The sequence below is a fragment of the Leifsonia sp. EB34 genome (assembly GCF_041260585.1).
Lineage (GTDB): Bacteria > Actinomycetota > Actinomycetes > Actinomycetales > Microbacteriaceae > Leifsonia.
Window position 1 is genome coordinate 1,444,590 of the sequence record NZ_JBGCCV010000002.1, and the last position, 14,650, is coordinate 1,459,239.

Genomic DNA, 14,650 nt, shown 5'->3' on the forward strand with positions numbered 1-14,650 from the left:
CTCACACCAACGCGGCCACGAGCGGCCGGAACCAGTCGCGGAACGCCCGCGAGTCGTCGCGCAGCGAGGTGCTGACCACCACCGTGTGCGGGCCGACGATCCACGCCCCGCGCTCCGCGAGCGGGAGCACGTCGATGTCCAGCCGGAAGTAGCCGGCCTGACGTCGCAGGTCGTGCTCCCGCTCGTGGACCACGTCCACGATGTCGGCGGCGCGCGTCGCGTGGTGCTCGATGCTGGCCCTGGCGTACTCGGCGCGCCGCTCGCGCGCCCAGGCCGCCGCCGTCTCGTGCTGGGCGAGGACGACGTCCTGAAGCTCGATCGCGCGGTCGAGCGCGGCGAAGTGCGGAGGCTGCAGCAACGGTCCGATCGGCCGGTGCTCGCGGTCGGCGGCGCGCTCGAAGAGGGCGCGCCACTGGGTCTCCAGCACCTCCCTCGCCGCCAGGGTCGCGGCTCCGCCGCCGCGCTCGGGAGCGCCGTGCAGCGCCGGCACGACGGCGGGCGAGACCCGTGGGAGGGCGGGCTCCCTGGTGTTGTCGAGGCCGACGAGGTCGCGCAGCGCGAGCGCGATCAGCAGGTCCCAGGGACAGTCCTCGGTGACCTGCCATCGAAGGGTGCCCTCGACGAACATGCCGTCATTGTAGGAGCAGCGGGTGACCTCCAGCAGTGCGTTCCAGCGTGCGCTCAGCCGCGCCGGTCGAGCTCGGCGAGAAGGCGCAGGACGGTGCGCTGGTTGCGCGCCGTCGCGACCGGGCCGAGGCTGCGCCAGAACGCGGCAGGCACGGTCGATTTCGAGACGCCGAGCGGGCTCCACTGGTAGATCGCGCGCTCGCCCAGCCGGACGATCTCCGGGGCGAGTTCGGCGTCGTCCGGCGCGAGCACGCCGGCGGGCACCTCGTGGTCGAGGAAGGTCACGACCAGGCGGGAGTCGTCGTCGGCGACCTCCACCAGCGGGTTGTCGGCGGCAATGCGCCGGAACCGGTCCTCGGCCAGCAGCACGACGCCGGCCGACACCCCGGACGACTCCGCCAGCGCCTGCGCCACGGCCTCCGCGTCCTCGGCGGTGGGCGCGCCCGGCCCGCGGAAGACGACGTTCCCGCTTTGCAGCAGGGTGACCACGTCCTCGAAGCCGGCCGCCTCGAACGCGGCGGCCAGGTCGGCCTTCGCGACGCGCGCGTTGCCGCCGACGTTGATGCCGCGGATCAGGCCGACGCCGAGCACGGCTCAGGCCTCCGCGGGCTCGGCCGCGACCAGGAGCGCGGACGGGATGATCGCGGTCTCGTACGGCCCGGTCCCGTCGCGGCGAAGCTGCGGCTCGCTGAACGCGACCACCCAGGTGGTGAAGCCGTCGTTCGGCAGGGAGACGTGGCGCAGGCTGCGGTCGCCCGAGGCGACGATCACCCCGGTCGGCTCCCCCGGCCAGTCGTCGGACGACGGCGGCTCCTGCTCCACGACGTACACCTGCACCCCCACGCCGAGGCCGGGCGTGGCCTCGCGCGGGTCGCGCGGCGGCCGGGGACGGGAACGGGGACGATCACGCTTCCACATGGCTCAAGCATCCCATCACGATCGCGTCCACCCACTCGCCGTCCCAGAACAGCGCGTCCCGCCGGCGGCCCTCCACCACGAACCCGGCCTTCTCGTAGGCGCGTTGCGCCCGCGGGTTGAAGGCGAAGACCTCCAGCTCCACCCGGTGCAGGCCGGCCGTGCGGAACGCGTGCTCCAGCACCGCGCGGGTGGCCTCCGTGCCGTAGCCGCTGCCGAACCACTGCGGCGAGCCGAGCATGATCCGGAAGCCGGCCGACCGGTTGTCCGCGTCCAGGTCGTTGAGGACGGCCTCGCCGAGGTGGACGCCGTCGGCTGTGCGCACGATCGCCCAGTCGGCTCGGCCGTCCATCGCCTCGAGCCCCGCCAGCCAGTCGCGGATCTGGTCCTCGGTGAAGACGGTGTGCGTGCCGGTCGGGCGGATGACCTCCGGCTCGTGCAGGGACGCCCAGGTGCCCTCGAAGTGCGCGGGCCCGAGCGGGACGAGCGTCAGCCGCTCGGTGCTCAGCGTCGGGACGGGCTTCAGTGCGAAGTCGATGGTTCGGTCCTCCCCCGGTTCGGATCGAGCAGGCGGCGCAGGGTGGCCCGCTCCCCGACGGTCCACGCCGTCGTGGTCAGAATGTACACGGCGGCCGCCAGCGGCACGAACGCCGCGAACACCACGGTGACGTACGGCAGGAACGACAGCGCGCGGACCACACCGGCGGGCGCGGGAGTCCCGTCCGCCTGCGGCAGCGCGAGCACCCGCCGCGACACCGTGGTCACCACGGCGATGAGCACGAGCACGCCCGCGTAGACGAGGAAGCCGGGCCAGACCGACCCGGCGCCGGCCAGCCCGACGAAGCTGGTCCCGAGCGGCGCCCCGAGCACGTGCGTGTCGAGCAGCGCGTTGGCGTGACCGGCGATCGTCGCATGCGTGAAGAGCGCGTAGACCAGGGAGATGACCGGGAGCTGCGCCAGCAGCGGGAGCATCCCGGCGAACGGCGAGGTGCGCTCGGCCCGGTAGAGCTCCATCGTCTTGCGGGCGAGCAGTTCGCGGTCCTTCCCGTGCTTGCGCTGCAGCTCGGCGAGGGCCGGGGCGAGGCGGCGGCGGGTGTACTCGGCGCGCACCTGGCTGACGCCGACGGGGAGGAGGAGGGCGCGCACGATCATCGTCAGGACGACGATCGCGACGATGCCGGCGGCCGCGCCCGCGACGGGCTCGGCGACGGCGGAGAGGGCGGTGACGAGGCCGTATGCCGCGTCGAGGACGGCCGCGATCGGCGGCCACGAGAAGAAGTCCATGGGTGGTATCCCTGCTGTCGGAAACGAACGAGACGTCGTCTGGCCGCGCAGGGGCTGAAGCGCCCGGCTACGCGACCGGCAGGAGGATGCCCGGAGCCCTCGGGCGTGGACGACCGTCGGCGTCCGGATCGGCCTGGCTCTGGAGGAGCCAGCCGGCAGTGGGCTGCAGCGGGTTCGACCAGACGGCGCGGACGCGCAGGGAGGCGGCGAGGGCGGCGACCGAGCGCACGGCCGCCGTCGCGGCGACCGCGACGATGCCGATCGCGCCGGCCAGACCGGCGAGGGCGACGAGCCCGGAGAAGCTCCCGGGCCACGCCGCGGAGTGCCACAGCACCGCCAGGCCGGAGCCCGGCGCGAACACCCGCGCCACGAACTCCAGCAGACCGGTCATGTGCACGACGGTAACGCATCCCGCTGCCGGGTCGCTCGCGCGTTCGCCGTGAGCGGAGCGGGCCACAACAGGAGCAAGATGGAGGCATGAGTCGAATCGCGATCGTCGGAGCCCACGGAAAAGTCGCCCAGCACCTCATGCGAGTCCTCTACGACCGGGGGGACGAGTTCGTCGGCCTCGTGCGCAGCGAGGAGCACGCCGAGGACGTCTACCGCCTCGGCGGCGAGGGCCACGTGCTCGACATCGAGCAGGCCGACTCCGGCGCCATCGCCATGACCATCGTCGGCTGCGACGCGGTGGTGTTCGCCGCGGGAGCCGGCCCGGGCTCCGGCGTCGCCCGCAAGCGCACGGTCGACTACGCGGGCTCGGTCAAGTCCGCCGAGGCAGCAGCCTCCGCCGGCATCCGCCGGTTCGTGCAGATCAGCGCCTGGGGCGTCGACGCCCCGGTGGCGGAGGACGCCGACCCGCAGTGGCGCGCCTACGTGGAGGCCAAGCGCGAGGCCGACGCCAACCTGCGCGCTTCCGGGCTGGACTGGACGATCCTGCGCCCCGGCGGCCTCACCTCCGACGAGGGGACGGGCGCGATCCAGCTCGGCGACAGCGTGCCGCGCGGCACCATCCCGCGCGAGGATGTCGCCAGGCTGATCGCCGTGTGCCTGTCCGAACCCGCCACGATCGGCCGCACCTGGGAGGTCATCTCCGGCGACCTCCCGATCGAGGAGGCCGTGCACGCGCTGACGGCGGCCCCCTAGGCTCTTCTCCGTGAGTGGTTACAGCGATCGCCCCTGGGTCTCCGCCTACGCGCCGGGAGTCCCCGCCGACATCGACCTGCCGGAGGGCTCCCTCGCCCACCTGATCGACGACTCGGTGGCGACGTACGGAAAGCACGTCGCCCTGGAGTTCTTCGGCGCGACGACGACGTATGCCGAGCTCGGCGACCGGATCGCCCGCGCCGCGGAGGGCCTGCGCAAGCTCGGCGTCCGCAAGGGCGACCGAGTCGCGCTCGTGCTGCCGAACTGCCCCCAGCACGTCGTCGCGTTCTACGCAGCGCTGCGGCTGGGCGCTGTCGTGGTGGAGCACAACCCGCTCTACACGCCGCGCGAGCTGCGGCACCAGTTCGAGGACCACGGCGCGACCGTGGCGATCGTCTGGGACAAGGTCGTGCCGACGGTGCAGGACCTCCCGGCCGACCTCGGCGTGACGACCGTGATCGCGGTCGACATCACCCGTGCGATGCCGGCGGCCAAGCGCTTCGCCCTGCGGCTGCCGGTCCCGGCCGCCCGCAAGGCGCGCGAGCAGCTCACCGCCAAGGTCTCGGGCGCCGTGACGTGGGAGTCGCTGGTGTCGTCGCGGCGGCTGAAGGCCTCCGTGCCACGCCCGGAGCGCGATGACCTCGCGCTCATCCAGTACACCAGCGGCACCACCGGGCGGCCGAAGGGCGTCATGCTCAGCCACCTCAACCTCGCGGTCAACGCGGCGCAGGCGCGCGCGTGGGTGCCGACGATCGAGCGCGGCACCTCGGTCGTGTACGCGGTCCTCCCGCTCTTCCACGCCTACGGGCTCACGCTCTGCCTGACCTTCGCGATGAGCATGGGGTCGCGGCTGGTGCTGTTCCCGAAGTTCGATCCCGACCTGGTGCTGGACGTCGTGAAGAAGCGGCGGGCGACGTTCCTGCCCGCGGTGCCGCCGATCTACGAGCGGCTGGTGCAGGCGGCGGAGAAGCGGAAGGTGTCGCTCTCGGGCATCGACATCGCGATCTCCGGGGCCATGAGCCTGCCGCAGACCATCGTCGACCTCTGGGAGTCGAAGACCGGCGGCTACCTGGTCGAAGGCTACGGCCTCTCCGAGTGCGCGCCGGTGCTGATGGCGAACCCGGTCGGCGCGACCCGCAAGCCCGGCACGGTCGGCCTCGCACTGCCCGGCACCGAGCTGCGCGTCGCCGACCCGGAGGACCCGGCCGTCGACCGGGAGTTCGGCGAGGAGGGCGAGCTGCTCGCCCGCGGACCGCAGGTGTTCTCGGGCTACTGGCGCAACGCCGACGAGACGGCCAAGGTGCTCACCGCCGACGGCTGGTTCCGCACCGGCGACATCGTGACGATGGACGAGGACGGCTTCGTGCGCATCGTGGACCGGATCAAGGAGCTCATCGTCACCGGCGGCTTCAACGTCTCCCCGACCGAGGTGGAGGACGCGCTGCGCAGCTTCGAGGGCGTCGCGGACGTGGCCGTGGTCGGCCTCCCGCACCGCCGCGGCGGCGAGGACGTGGTCGCCGCGGTCGTGATGGAGCCAGGGGCGTCGTTCGACGAGGAGGCCATCCGCGCCTACGGTCGCGACTGCCTGACGGCGTACAAGGTGCCGAAGCACGTGGTGCAGCTGGACGAGCTCCCGCGCAGCATCGTCGGAAAGGTCATCCGCCGCAAGGTGCGCGACCAGCTCGTGGCGCAGCAGGAGGCGGGAGGGAGCTGACGGGCGTCAGCCGATGGGCCAGGATCAGCCAATAGGAAACACCAGCAGCGACCCGGTCGCCGTCGCGACCGTCTTGCCGCTGCCGTCGGTCACGACTCCATCGGCGAACGCCACCCGGTTGCCCGGCTTGGTCACCGTCGCGCTGCAGGTGAGCGGGCCGCTCGTGGCGAACACCGGGCGCAGGTAGTTCACCTTGATCTCGATCGACGTGTACCCGTAGCCCTGCGCGAGGGTCGACTGCACGGCGCAGCCGATCGCCGAGTCCAGCAGCGTGCAGACCAGGCCGCCGTGCACCGTCCCGATCGGGTTGTAGTGCGACTCGTCGGGCTCGCAGACGAACACCGCCCGCCCCGTCTCGGCCTCCGTCAGCGTCATCCCCATCAGGTTGGCGATGGGCGGCGGGGGCAGCTCCCCCGCGATCATCTTCTGCAGGTACTCCAGGCCGCTCACCGTCGGCATGACGGCGACGCCCGGCGCCGGGTCCTCCCAGTGGACGGTTCGCGTACGTTCGCTCACTCGGTGCCCTTCCGCGGGAGGTTGGGATCGGCCGGCGGCAGGTCCGACGGCTCGTCGACCGGTTCGAGCGTCTCCGCATTGACCGGGGTCTGTCCCTCCGGAAGGTTCGAGAAGTCGGGCGCGATGACTGTCGCCGGTATCCGGGACGCCGCGGTGCCGAAGGGCAGCTCGTCGCCGACGAGGACCGGCTCGAGGATGATGTCGTCGCTCTGCCGCGGCAGCGTGCGGCCCTGGAAGTAGTCGGGCCGGATGATCCGCCAGACGATCATCAGCATGACGCCGATCAGGATGCCGCCGACGCCCACCACCGCCTCCGCGCCGATCCCGAAGATCGTCACATTCTTGCCGTTCGCGTCGGTGAGCCAGTCCGGCGCCGAGAAGCTGATCACGCCGTAGATGAACACGGCGAGCAGCATCAGGCCGCCGAGCAGCGGGAACAGCCCGCGCATGATCGCGTGCCGGAAGCTCGTGAACAGGGTCCGGCGGTAGTACCAGACGCACGCGAAGCCGGTCAGGCCGTAGTAGAACGCGATCATCAGGCCGATCGACCCGATCAGGGCGGTCAGCAGGGTGACGCTGATCGCGGTGAAGACCAGGTAGAACGCCGCGGACACCAGCCCCATGCCGATGGTCGACCAGGTGGGGGTCAGGAACCGCGGGTGGATGCGCGCGAACTTCTCGGGGATGGCCTTGTAGACCGCCATGGACAGCGTCGTGCGCGCGGTCGGCAGGATGGTGGTCTGGGTGGACGCCGACGCGGAGGTCAGGATCGAGAAGCCGAGCAGCGTCATCAGGATGGACCCGACCGGGCCGCTGCCGAACAGCGTCGGACCGATCGCCGAGAACACGTCGGACGAGTTGGCCGGGTTCGCCAGCCCGATGCCCTTGTCGCCGACGCCCGCGAACGCGACCGTCGCGACGGTGACGAGGGCGTAGGTGGCGAGCAGCAGGAGCGTGCTGATGATGGCGGCGCGGCCCGGGGTCTTCTCCGGGTTCTTGGTCTCCTCGTTGATCGAGACCGCCGTGTCCCAGCCCCAGTAGATGAAGATCGCGGTCAGCAGCGCCGGGGCGATGGTCTTGGCGAAGTCCAGGGTGAACGGGTTGAACCACGACCACTGCGGGATCAGCGAGTACGGCTCGGCGTTGCCGGTGTAGACCTTCACCAGCGCGAAAGCGGCGAAGAAGATCAGGATGACGACCTCGAAGCCGAGCAGGAAGTACTGCAACCGTGCGGACACCTCGATGCCGCGGTAGCAGATCCAGGTCATCAGAGCGATCCAGACCAGGCCGGCGATGGTCACGGCGACGTTGTTGTTCGCGAGCGCCGCCACCCCGGGCAGACCGAAGCCGCCCACGAAAGTGAACGAGTAGGCGCCGGCGATCTGCGCCAGGTTGGACATCACGATCACATCGGCGATGATGATGCCCCAGCCCCCCATCCAGCCGGTGATCGGCCCGAAGGCGCGCGCGGCCCAGGTGAAGGTCGTGCCGCAGTCCGGTTCGGCCTTGTTGAGCTCCTGGTAGGCGACGGCGATCAGGTACATCGGGATGAATGCCAGCAGCACGATGCCGGGCGCCTTGACGCCGGCGGCGAGGGTGCCGCCGACGACGATGAAGCCGAGGCTCGCCGCGAGGCTGTACGCGGGAGCCGTCGAGGCCACACCGACGACCACGCCCGACACGAGGCCGAGCGCACCGCTTTTGAGGCCCTTGTTCCCGGCCTCGTCGGTCGGGGCGGAACTCGTGGATGTCATGGGAACACCTCCGGTGACTCGGGTCCGCTCCGCGATGAGCGGGCCACCGGCCACAGCGTAGCTCCCGGACGGCGGGAGGAGGTTGCACGTTCGTCCCGACGCGCCGGACGTTCTGCGCGCCGAACCGTTCTGTGCTGCGCGCCGAACCGTTCTGCGCGCCGGTCAGCCTCCCGTCGCCGCGAGCAGTGCCAGCCGCCGCCGCGCCGCCAGCTCCGCCTGCGTCTGCGGCCCCAGCAGCACCTGCGCTCCCCCGAGCACGACGGCCGTCGCGCGGTGGATCGGCAGCCGGTCGGCGACCGGCAGTCCGAGCAGCGCTCGGTGCCGCGGCTCCAGGGTGGAGACCGCCGCGCGGAACAGCACCCGGTAGGACGGCCGCAGCGTCCAGCGTAGCGGTGCGCGCCGGATGAAGCGCACGATCTCCTCCACGTCGGGGCCGCCGCGCAGCTCCCCCGCGTCGGTCACCGCGTCGATGCGGGCACGCAGGTCGGCGGCGGTGCGCGGCGGGTCGTCGACGCCCATCAGCTCCGCCGCGGTCGCCCACTCGCTCACGTACCCGTCCGCGCCGCCCGGGATCGGGGACCCCCAGCGTTCGTGCGCGCTGAGGAAGGCGTCGGTGAAGGCCAGGTGCACCCACTCGGCGAGGTCGGGGTCGTTCGCGGTGTACGGCCGGGTGACTCCGTGCCCGTCCACGTAGCTGCCGCGCACCCGCTCGTGCAGCGTCTTGACCAGCTCGGAGCCGGCGACGGCCTGGCCGCGGCTGCCGAAGGTGACGGTGTGGATCCACTGGATGGTGCCGGCCAGCCGCCCCAACGGGTCCTCGCGGTAGCGGGAGTGCTCGCGGACGCCCGCGAGCGCACCCGGGTGCAGGGCCTGCAGCAGCAGGGCGCGGACTCCCGCGACGAGCGTCGGCATCCCGCCGTGCACGGTCCACGCGGCGCCGCCGGGCGGGAAGAACCCTTCGTCCTCGCCGTCCTCCAGCCGGAGCACCCAGCTCGGAACCCGGTCGGAGCGCCCCGACAGCGTCTCGACCAGGTGCGAGCGCACCGGGCCGAGCAGGCGGTCGACGGGTGCTCCGGTCATCGTGATGCGCCGGCCTCGGATGGCACAGCGTGGCCGAGCCCGTCGATCACCTGCGCCGACGGCAGCTCGCCCAGCAGTCTCCCGGGCAGCAGGATCTTGGAGCGGCGCACCCCGGAGCCGATGATGACCACGACACCGTCGGCCACGACCCGGGAGTCGATGAGCAGCGGCCACGCGGCCGGCAGGCCGATCGGGGTGATGCCGCCGTACTCCATGCCGGTCAGCTCGACGGCGCGCTCCATCGGCAGGAAGGACGCCTTGCGCACGTCCAGGAGGCGCTTCACGGTGTTGTTGACGTCGGCGCGCGTGGTGGCGAGCACGACGCACGCGGCGATCCGCTCCGCGCCCTCGCGCTTGCCGCCGACCACGACGCAGTTGGCGAGGGTCTCGGCCTCCAGGCCGAACCGCTCCTGCGTGGCGGCCGTGTCGGACACGTCCGGGTCGATCTCGACCACGCCGACCTCGTCGAGCCAGCCGAGCCCGGTCAGCGCGTCGAGCGTGGCCGGCGCCAGCAGGTCGGTACGGGAGGAGGCCGGGGCGGTGGTCAGCCCGCCGAGAGTGAAAACGCCCATACCCCCACGCTAGCGCGCGGCGGGCGCTCCCGACATTCGCCACGAATGTGGGGTATCGCGCCGCTATTCGCGACATTCGTCACGAATCTCGACGCGCGGGAACCACGCTATTTCGTGCCGAATGTCGCGTCTGGCGCGGCTGGAGGCGACATTCGGCACGAAAGAGGCTCACTGGGAGGCGCGCTCCAGCACCAGCTCGCGGACGCGGGCGGCGTCGGCCTGGCCTTTCATGGCCTTCATGACGGCGCCGATGACCGCGCCCGCGGCCTGGACCTTGCCGTCGCGGATCTTCTCCAGCACGTCCGGCTGGGCCGCCAGCGCCTCGTCGATCGCCGCGATCAGCGCGCCGTCGTCGGAGACGACCGCGAGCCCGCGGGCGTCGACGACCTCCTGCGGCGCGCCCTCCCCGGCGATGACGCCCTCCAACACCTGGCGGGCCAGGCGGTCGGTGAGGGTGCCCGCCTCGACCAGGGCGGCCAGCTCGGCGACGTGCTGCGGGCTGACCAGCGTGCCGGCCGGGACGCCCTGCGCGTTCGCGAGGCGCGCGATCTCGCCGGTCCACCACTTGCGGGCGGCAGCGGGAGTGGCGCCGGCGGCGATGGTCGCCTCCAGCTCGTCCAGCAGCTCGGCGTTGTCGACGTCCTGGAACTCCAGCGCGGTGAAGCCCCACTCGGCGGTCAGGCGCTTGCGGCGCGCGGCGGGAGCCTCGGGCAGCGTGCCGCGCAGTTCCTCGACCCACTCCCGGCTCGGTGCGACGGGAACGAGGTCCGGCTCCGGGAAGTACCGGTAGTCGTCGGCGTCGGACTTCGGCCGGCCGGCGGAGGTGGTGCCGGTGTCCTCGTGCCAGTGCCGGGTCTCCTGCGTGATCGTGCCGCCGGCGTCGAGGATCGCCGCCTGGCGCTGGATCTCGTAGCGGACCGCGCGCTCGATCGCGCGCAGCGAGTTGACGTTCTTGGTCTCGGTGCGGGTGCCGAGCTCGGACGAGCCGCGGCGGCGGAGCGACACGTTCGCGTCGCAGCGCACGTTGCCTTCCTCCATGCGCGCGTTGGAGACGCCGAGCGCCTTCACCAGGTCGCGGATCGCCCGCACGTAGGTGCGGCCGACCTCCGGAGCGTCGGCCTCCGCGCCCTCGATCATCTTGGTGACGATCTCGACCAGGGGCACGCCGCCGCGGTTGAAGTCGACCAGCGAGTAGTCGGCGCCCTGGATGCGGCCGGTGGCGCCGCCGACGTGCGTCAGCTTGCCGGCGTCCTCCTCCATGTGCGCGCGCTCGATCTGGATGGTCAGCTCGCGGCCGCTCTCCAGTTCGATGGTGACGACGCCGTCGTGAGCGATCGGCTCGTCGTACTGCGAGGTCTGGAAGTCCTTCGCCAGGTCAGGGTAGAAGTAGTTCTTCCGCGCGAACCGGCTCGACTCGGCGATGTCGCAGCCGAGCGCCAGGCCGAGGCGGATGCTCGACTCGATCGCCTTCTCGTTGACCTGCGGCAGACCGCCGGGGAGGCCCAGGCAGGTCGGGCAGGTGTTCGTGTTGGCGCCCGAGCCGAACTCGTTCGCGCAGCCGCAGAACATCTTGGTCGCGGTGTTCAGCTCGACGTGCACCTCGAAGCCGAGCACCGGCTCGAACAGCTCGAGGGCCTTGTCGTAATCCATCAGGTCGGCTTTGGCCATCAGACCGCTCCCTCTTCGCTCGCGAACATCTCGGTGGCCGACAGGTCCGGTGCCTGGCTCAGCAGGCTGCCGCCCCACTGCTCCTCAAGGAGCCGCTCCAGGGCGGCGCCGATGGTGTAGAGCCGGGCGTCGGCGCGCGCCGGCGTCATGAGCTGGATGCCGACGGGGAGGCCGTCCTCCGGCGCGAGGCCGATCGGCAGGCCCATGCCCGGCACGCCCGCCAGGTTCGCCGGGATGGTGGTGATGTCGTTGAGGTACATCGCCATCGGATCGGCCAGCTTCTCGCCGAACTTGAACGCCGTGGTCGGCGCGCTCGGGCTGACCAGCACATCCACCTTCTCGAACGCGGCCGAGAAGTCGCGCTGGATGAGCGTGCGGACCTTCTGCGCCGAGCCGTAGTAGGCGTCGTAATAACCGGCGCTCAGGGCGTAGGTGCCGAGGATGATGCGGCGCTTGACCTCGGGGCCGAAGCCGGCGTCGCGGGTCGCGGCCATCACGCGCTCGACGGTGACGGGGCCGTCCTCCGGGTTCACCCGCAGGCCGAAGCGCACCGAGTCGAAGCGCGCCAGGTTGCTGGACGCCTCGGCCGGGAGGATGAGGTAGTAGGCGGCGACCGCGTACTCGAAGCTCGGGGCCTCGACCTCCACGATCTCGGCGCCCGCGCCCTCCAGGAGCGCCAGCGCCTCGACGAAGCGCTGCTTGACGCCGGCCTGGAAGCCCTCGCCGTTCAGCTCGCGGACGACGCCGACGCGCACGCCCTTCAGGGCGCCGTCGCGCAGGCCCGCACGCGCCGCCTCGGCCATCGACGGCCAGGTGTCGGTCAGCGAGGTGGAGTCGAACGGGTCGTGGCCGGCGATCACGTCGTGAAGCAGGCCCGCGTCGAGCACGCTGCGGGAGACCGGGCCCACCTGGTCGAGCGAGCTCGCCAGCGCGATCGCGCCGTAGCGGCTGACGCCTCCGTAGGTCGGCTTCACGCCCACCGAACCGGTGACGGCGGCGGGCTGGCGGATCGAGCCGCCGGTGTCCGAGCCGAGGGCGAACGGCGCCTCGAAGGCGGCGACGGCCGCGGCCGAGCCTCCGCCGGAGCCGCCGGGGATGCGCTCCAGGTCCCACGGGTTGCGCGTGGGGCCGTAGGCGGAGTGCTCGGTGGAGGAGCCCATCGCGAACTCGTCCATGTTGGTCTTGCCGAGCGGCACCAGGTCGGCGTCGCGCAGCTTGCGGACGACCGTGGCGTCGTACGGCGGGATCCAGCCCTCGAGGATGCGCGAGCCGGAGGTCGACGGCATGTCGTGGGTGGCGAGCACGTCCTTGATCGCGACCGGGACGCCGGCGAGCGGCCCGAGCGGGTCGCCCGCGGCCCGGCGGCCGTCGATCTCGGCGGCGGTGCGCACGGCGTTCTCGCCCGCGACATGGAGGAACGCATGCACGTCGGCGTCGACCGACTCGATGCGGTCGAGGTGGGCGCGGGTGGCCTCCACCGAGGAGACCTCGCGCGCGGCGAGCAGCTCGGCGAGGGCGGCGGCGGGGAGCCGGGTCAGGTCCGTCATGCTTACTCCTCGTCCAGGATGGTGGCGACCTTGAACCGGTCGCCTTCGCGCTCGGGGGCTCCGGAGAGCGCCTGCTCGACGGTCAGCGACGGGCGCACCTCATCGGACCGGAACACATTGGTGAGCGGGAGCGGGTGGCTGGTCGCGGGGACGTCGGGACCGGCGACCTCCTGCACCTTGGCGACCGCCTCGACGATCTGGCCGAGCTCGCTGGTGAGGCTCTCGATCTCTTCCGGGCTGAGGTCGATCCTGGCGAGATTCGCCAGGTGCGCGACCTGTTCTGCGCTGATTTCGGACATGCGTCTCCGTGATGGTGTCGTCGGTGGGCTGAGTCAATTCTAGGGTGACCGAGCATGCCCGCGCCCGCCCAGGAGGGCCCGCCCTGCCGCCGTCAGCTCAGGACGAGATCGCCGCGGTCGATGCCGATGAGCGCGAGGTTGCGCAGGCACTCGGTCCCGGTCGTGAAGTACTCGTTGTGGCCGCTCGAGCCGGCGAGGCTCTGGTGGGTGATCGGGTCGGTCGCGCCGTCGACGCCCATCTTCTTCGCACCGTAGGAGGGCGCCCCCGGGTCGCTGCCGAAGAAGGCGCTGTCGACGATCGGGTCCATCGACGCCTTGCCGACGTACACGTTGCCGTCGCGGACCCCGAGCCCGTGCACCGACTGCGCGTCGGAGCCGGGCGACCCCATCAGCGCGAGCGCGTCCACCGTGACGGTGCCCTTCTCCAGGGCGAGGAGGGCGGCGGTCGACCCGTACGAGTGCGCGAGCACGCTCACGTACGGCGGGTCGGACTGGCGCAGCGACTGGAGGCCGATCAGCGTGCGCTCCAGGCTGTCGGCGCCCTGCCGCGCGAGGTCCATGCCGCCGATGTTGGTCAGCACCGGGGTCTGGTAGCCGATCCACGCCACGACCGCCACTCCCGGGGTCGCGCTGTGGGGCCGCGCGCCGGCGAAGCGCTTGAGGAAGCCGGTCTCCTGGGAGTAGAGGTTCTGGGCGACGCCGGCCCAGCTCACCACCTGCTCGCCCACCGACATGTACATGCCGGGGACGAGCACGCTCACGTAGCGCGCCGTGCGGAGGTCGCCGACGACGATCGCGGCCCTGGCGTCGGCCGAGGTGTCGAGCGCGACCAGGGTGCGGGCGCCGCCGCCCTTCTTCTTCAGCGCCGTCTGCACGTTGCCGAGGGTGGTGAGCTGGCGCTTGAGGGCGACCCGCTCGGTCTTGCCGCGCTGGGTGCGCAGGTCGTGCTTGGCTGCTGCGATGGTGCGGTCGAGGTCGAGCACGTTCGCCTTGCCGCGGACAGCGTACGGGACGCCCTCGAGGTTGCCGATCACGTGCGGCGCGAACTTCAGGAGGGCGGCCTGCCGGGCCGGGTCGAGGAGCTTCCAGAGCTGGCTGACGTCGCTCGCCGCCGGCGGGTCGATCAGCATCCGGTTCAGGTCGGAAGCGTGCGCGCCGAGGAAACCGGGCAGCGCAGCGGGGTCGACCGCGCGGATGGAGCCGAAGACGGCCGCGGTGCCGGGGCCGGAGACCGCCGCTCCCGCCGGGCCGGAACTGGCCGGCGCGTCGCCGATGGCCGCGGGCAACGGCTGGGCGACCGCCGCGAGGGATGCCGCCTGGGCAGTGTCGGCAGGCGTGGTGACGGCCCCGGTCAGTCCTGTGATGACCGAGGTGACGATGGAAGCTGCTGCAAAGCCGACCAGCACTCCGTCCGGGTCCCTCCGAGAGCGAGCGAGCTAAGCCCTTGCGTGCACCGGGCGAGCGCACACCACGACTCTAGCCGCATCCGGGGGGTGGACGGATGGACGTTCTACCCCCGATTCAGGGGGAT

Annotated in this window: 16 protein-coding genes; 2 read left to right on the forward strand and 14 right to left on the reverse strand. The window is 72.0% G+C overall.

The window, feature by feature from the left end; all coding sequences use genetic code 11:
• Position 1 precedes the first annotated feature (1 nt).
• The 6 genes from ABIA36_RS16400 to ABIA36_RS16425 all read right to left on the reverse strand — a co-directional run bounded on the left by ABIA36_RS16400 (position 2) and on the right by ABIA36_RS16425 (position 3,217).
• Positions 2–628, reverse strand: a complete 627-nt coding sequence (locus tag ABIA36_RS16400) for a hypothetical protein (RefSeq protein ID WP_369963598.1) — start codon at positions 626–628, stop codon at positions 2–4.
• Between the two features lie 53 nt (positions 629–681).
• Positions 682–1,218: a DUF1697 domain-containing protein gene (locus ABIA36_RS16405; RefSeq protein WP_369963599.1), complete on the reverse strand. Its 537-nt coding sequence runs from the start codon at positions 1,216–1,218 to the stop codon at positions 682–684.
• A 3-nt stretch (positions 1,219–1,221) separates the two neighbouring features.
• On the reverse strand, positions 1,222–1,545 hold the full coding sequence (locus ABIA36_RS16410; protein ID WP_369963600.1) for a hypothetical protein: 324 nt from the start codon (positions 1,543–1,545) through the stop codon (positions 1,222–1,224).
• Positions 1,532–2,146: a GNAT family N-acetyltransferase gene (locus ABIA36_RS16415; RefSeq protein WP_369963601.1), complete on the reverse strand. Its 615-nt coding sequence runs from the start codon at positions 2,144–2,146 to the stop codon at positions 1,532–1,534. Before ABIA36_RS16415 ends, ABIA36_RS16410 begins: the two co-directional genes overlap by 14 nt.
• The gene (locus ABIA36_RS16420) at positions 2,065–2,826 is read right to left on the reverse strand and encodes a YidC/Oxa1 family membrane protein insertase (RefSeq protein WP_369963602.1); all 762 of its coding nucleotides are present in this window, start codon (positions 2,824–2,826) and stop codon (positions 2,065–2,067) included. Before ABIA36_RS16420 ends, ABIA36_RS16415 begins: the two co-directional genes overlap by 82 nt.
• A gap of 67 nt (positions 2,827–2,893) precedes the next feature.
• Positions 2,894–3,217 carry a DUF6412 domain-containing protein gene (locus ABIA36_RS16425; RefSeq protein ID WP_369963603.1) on the reverse strand — a complete coding sequence of 108 codons (324 nt, stop codon included), beginning with the start codon at positions 3,215–3,217 and terminating at the stop codon, positions 2,894–2,896.
• 86 nt (positions 3,218–3,303) lie between these two features.
• Between ABIA36_RS16425 and ABIA36_RS16430 the strand changes: the two genes are divergently transcribed.
• Both ABIA36_RS16430 and ABIA36_RS16435 read left to right on the forward strand, forming a co-directional pair.
• Positions 3,304–3,969, forward strand: coding sequence for an SDR family oxidoreductase (locus ABIA36_RS16430; RefSeq protein ID WP_369963604.1), 666 nt, complete (start codon positions 3,304–3,306; stop codon positions 3,967–3,969).
• 10 nt (positions 3,970–3,979) lie between these two features.
• A complete protein-coding gene (locus ABIA36_RS16435) occupies positions 3,980–5,683 on the forward strand; it encodes a long-chain-fatty-acid--CoA ligase (RefSeq protein ID WP_369963605.1) in 1,704 nt (567 codons plus the stop codon).
• A 24-nt stretch (positions 5,684–5,707) separates the two neighbouring features.
• Here the strand turns inward: ABIA36_RS16435 and ABIA36_RS16440 are convergent, their stop codons facing one another.
• The 8 genes from ABIA36_RS16440 to ABIA36_RS16475 all read right to left on the reverse strand — a co-directional run bounded on the left by ABIA36_RS16440 (position 5,708) and on the right by ABIA36_RS16475 (position 14,525).
• Positions 5,708–6,142 carry a PaaI family thioesterase gene (locus ABIA36_RS16440; protein ID WP_369963773.1) on the reverse strand — a complete coding sequence of 145 codons (435 nt, stop codon included), beginning with the start codon at positions 6,140–6,142 and terminating at the stop codon, positions 5,708–5,710.
• Between the two features lie 53 nt (positions 6,143–6,195).
• Positions 6,196–7,953 (reverse strand): APC family permease, encoded by a 1,758-nt coding sequence (locus tag ABIA36_RS16445; protein WP_369963606.1) that lies wholly within the window; start codon positions 7,951–7,953, stop codon positions 6,196–6,198.
• Positions 7,954–8,115: 162 nt separating this feature from the next.
• The gene (locus ABIA36_RS16450) at positions 8,116–9,033 is read right to left on the reverse strand and encodes an oxygenase MpaB family protein (RefSeq protein WP_369963607.1); all 918 of its coding nucleotides are present in this window, start codon (positions 9,031–9,033) and stop codon (positions 8,116–8,118) included.
• Complete coding sequence (locus ABIA36_RS16455; RefSeq protein WP_369963608.1) at positions 9,030–9,605, reverse strand: YbaK/EbsC family protein; 576 nt, start codon at positions 9,603–9,605, stop codon at positions 9,030–9,032. Before ABIA36_RS16455 ends, ABIA36_RS16450 begins: the two co-directional genes overlap by 4 nt.
• A gap of 168 nt (positions 9,606–9,773) precedes the next feature.
• Entirely contained in the window at positions 9,774–11,273 is a 1,500-nt protein-coding gene (gatB, locus tag ABIA36_RS16460) for an Asp-tRNA(Asn)/Glu-tRNA(Gln) amidotransferase subunit GatB (protein WP_369963609.1), read from the reverse strand.
• Positions 11,273–12,820, reverse strand: coding sequence for an Asp-tRNA(Asn)/Glu-tRNA(Gln) amidotransferase subunit GatA (gene gatA, locus ABIA36_RS16465; RefSeq protein ID WP_369963610.1), 1,548 nt, complete (start codon positions 12,818–12,820; stop codon positions 11,273–11,275). Before gatA ends, gatB begins: the two co-directional genes overlap by 1 nt.
• A 2-nt stretch (positions 12,821–12,822) precedes the next feature.
• Positions 12,823–13,119, reverse strand: a complete 297-nt coding sequence (gatC, locus tag ABIA36_RS16470) for an Asp-tRNA(Asn)/Glu-tRNA(Gln) amidotransferase subunit GatC (protein WP_185277619.1) — start codon at positions 13,117–13,119, stop codon at positions 12,823–12,825.
• Between the two features lie 92 nt (positions 13,120–13,211).
• Positions 13,212–14,525, reverse strand: coding sequence for an alpha/beta hydrolase (locus ABIA36_RS16475; RefSeq protein ID WP_369963611.1), 1,314 nt, complete (start codon positions 14,523–14,525; stop codon positions 13,212–13,214).
• Between the last annotated feature and the right edge of the window lie 125 nt (positions 14,526–14,650).

Coding starts and splice junctions, on each gene's coding strand:
- ABIA36_RS16400 (WP_369963598.1), bottom strand. CDS start 628: ATGTTCGTCGAGGGCACCCTTCGATGGCAGGTCACCGAGGACTGTCCC.
- ABIA36_RS16410 (WP_369963600.1), bottom strand. CDS start 1,545: ATGTGGAAGCGTGATCGTCCCCGTTCCCGTCCCCGGCCGCCGCGCGAC.
- ABIA36_RS16420 (WP_369963602.1), bottom strand. CDS start 2,826: ATGGACTTCTTCTCGTGGCCGCCGATCGCGGCCGTCCTCGACGCGGCA.
- ABIA36_RS16425 (WP_369963603.1), bottom strand. CDS start 3,217: ATGACCGGTCTGCTGGAGTTCGTGGCGCGGGTGTTCGCGCCGGGCTCC.
- ABIA36_RS16430 (WP_369963604.1), top strand. CDS start 3,304: ATGAGTCGAATCGCGATCGTCGGAGCCCACGGAAAAGTCGCCCAGCAC.
- ABIA36_RS16440 (WP_369963773.1), bottom strand. CDS start 6,142: ATGCCGACGGTGAGCGGCCTGGAGTACCTGCAGAAGATGATCGCGGGG.
- ABIA36_RS16445 (WP_369963606.1), bottom strand. CDS start 7,953: ATGACATCCACGAGTTCCGCCCCGACCGACGAGGCCGGGAACAAGGGC.
- ABIA36_RS16450 (WP_369963607.1), bottom strand. CDS start 9,033: ATGACCGGAGCACCCGTCGACCGCCTGCTCGGCCCGGTGCGCTCGCAC.
- ABIA36_RS16455 (WP_369963608.1), bottom strand. CDS start 9,605: ATGGGCGTTTTCACTCTCGGCGGGCTGACCACCGCCCCGGCCTCCTCC.
- gatB (WP_369963609.1), bottom strand. CDS start 11,273: ATGGCCAAAGCCGACCTGATGGATTACGACAAGGCCCTCGAGCTGTTC.
- gatA (WP_369963610.1), bottom strand. CDS start 12,820: ATGACGGACCTGACCCGGCTCCCCGCCGCCGCCCTCGCCGAGCTGCTC.
- gatC (WP_185277619.1), bottom strand. CDS start 13,119: ATGTCCGAAATCAGCGCAGAACAGGTCGCGCACCTGGCGAATCTCGCC.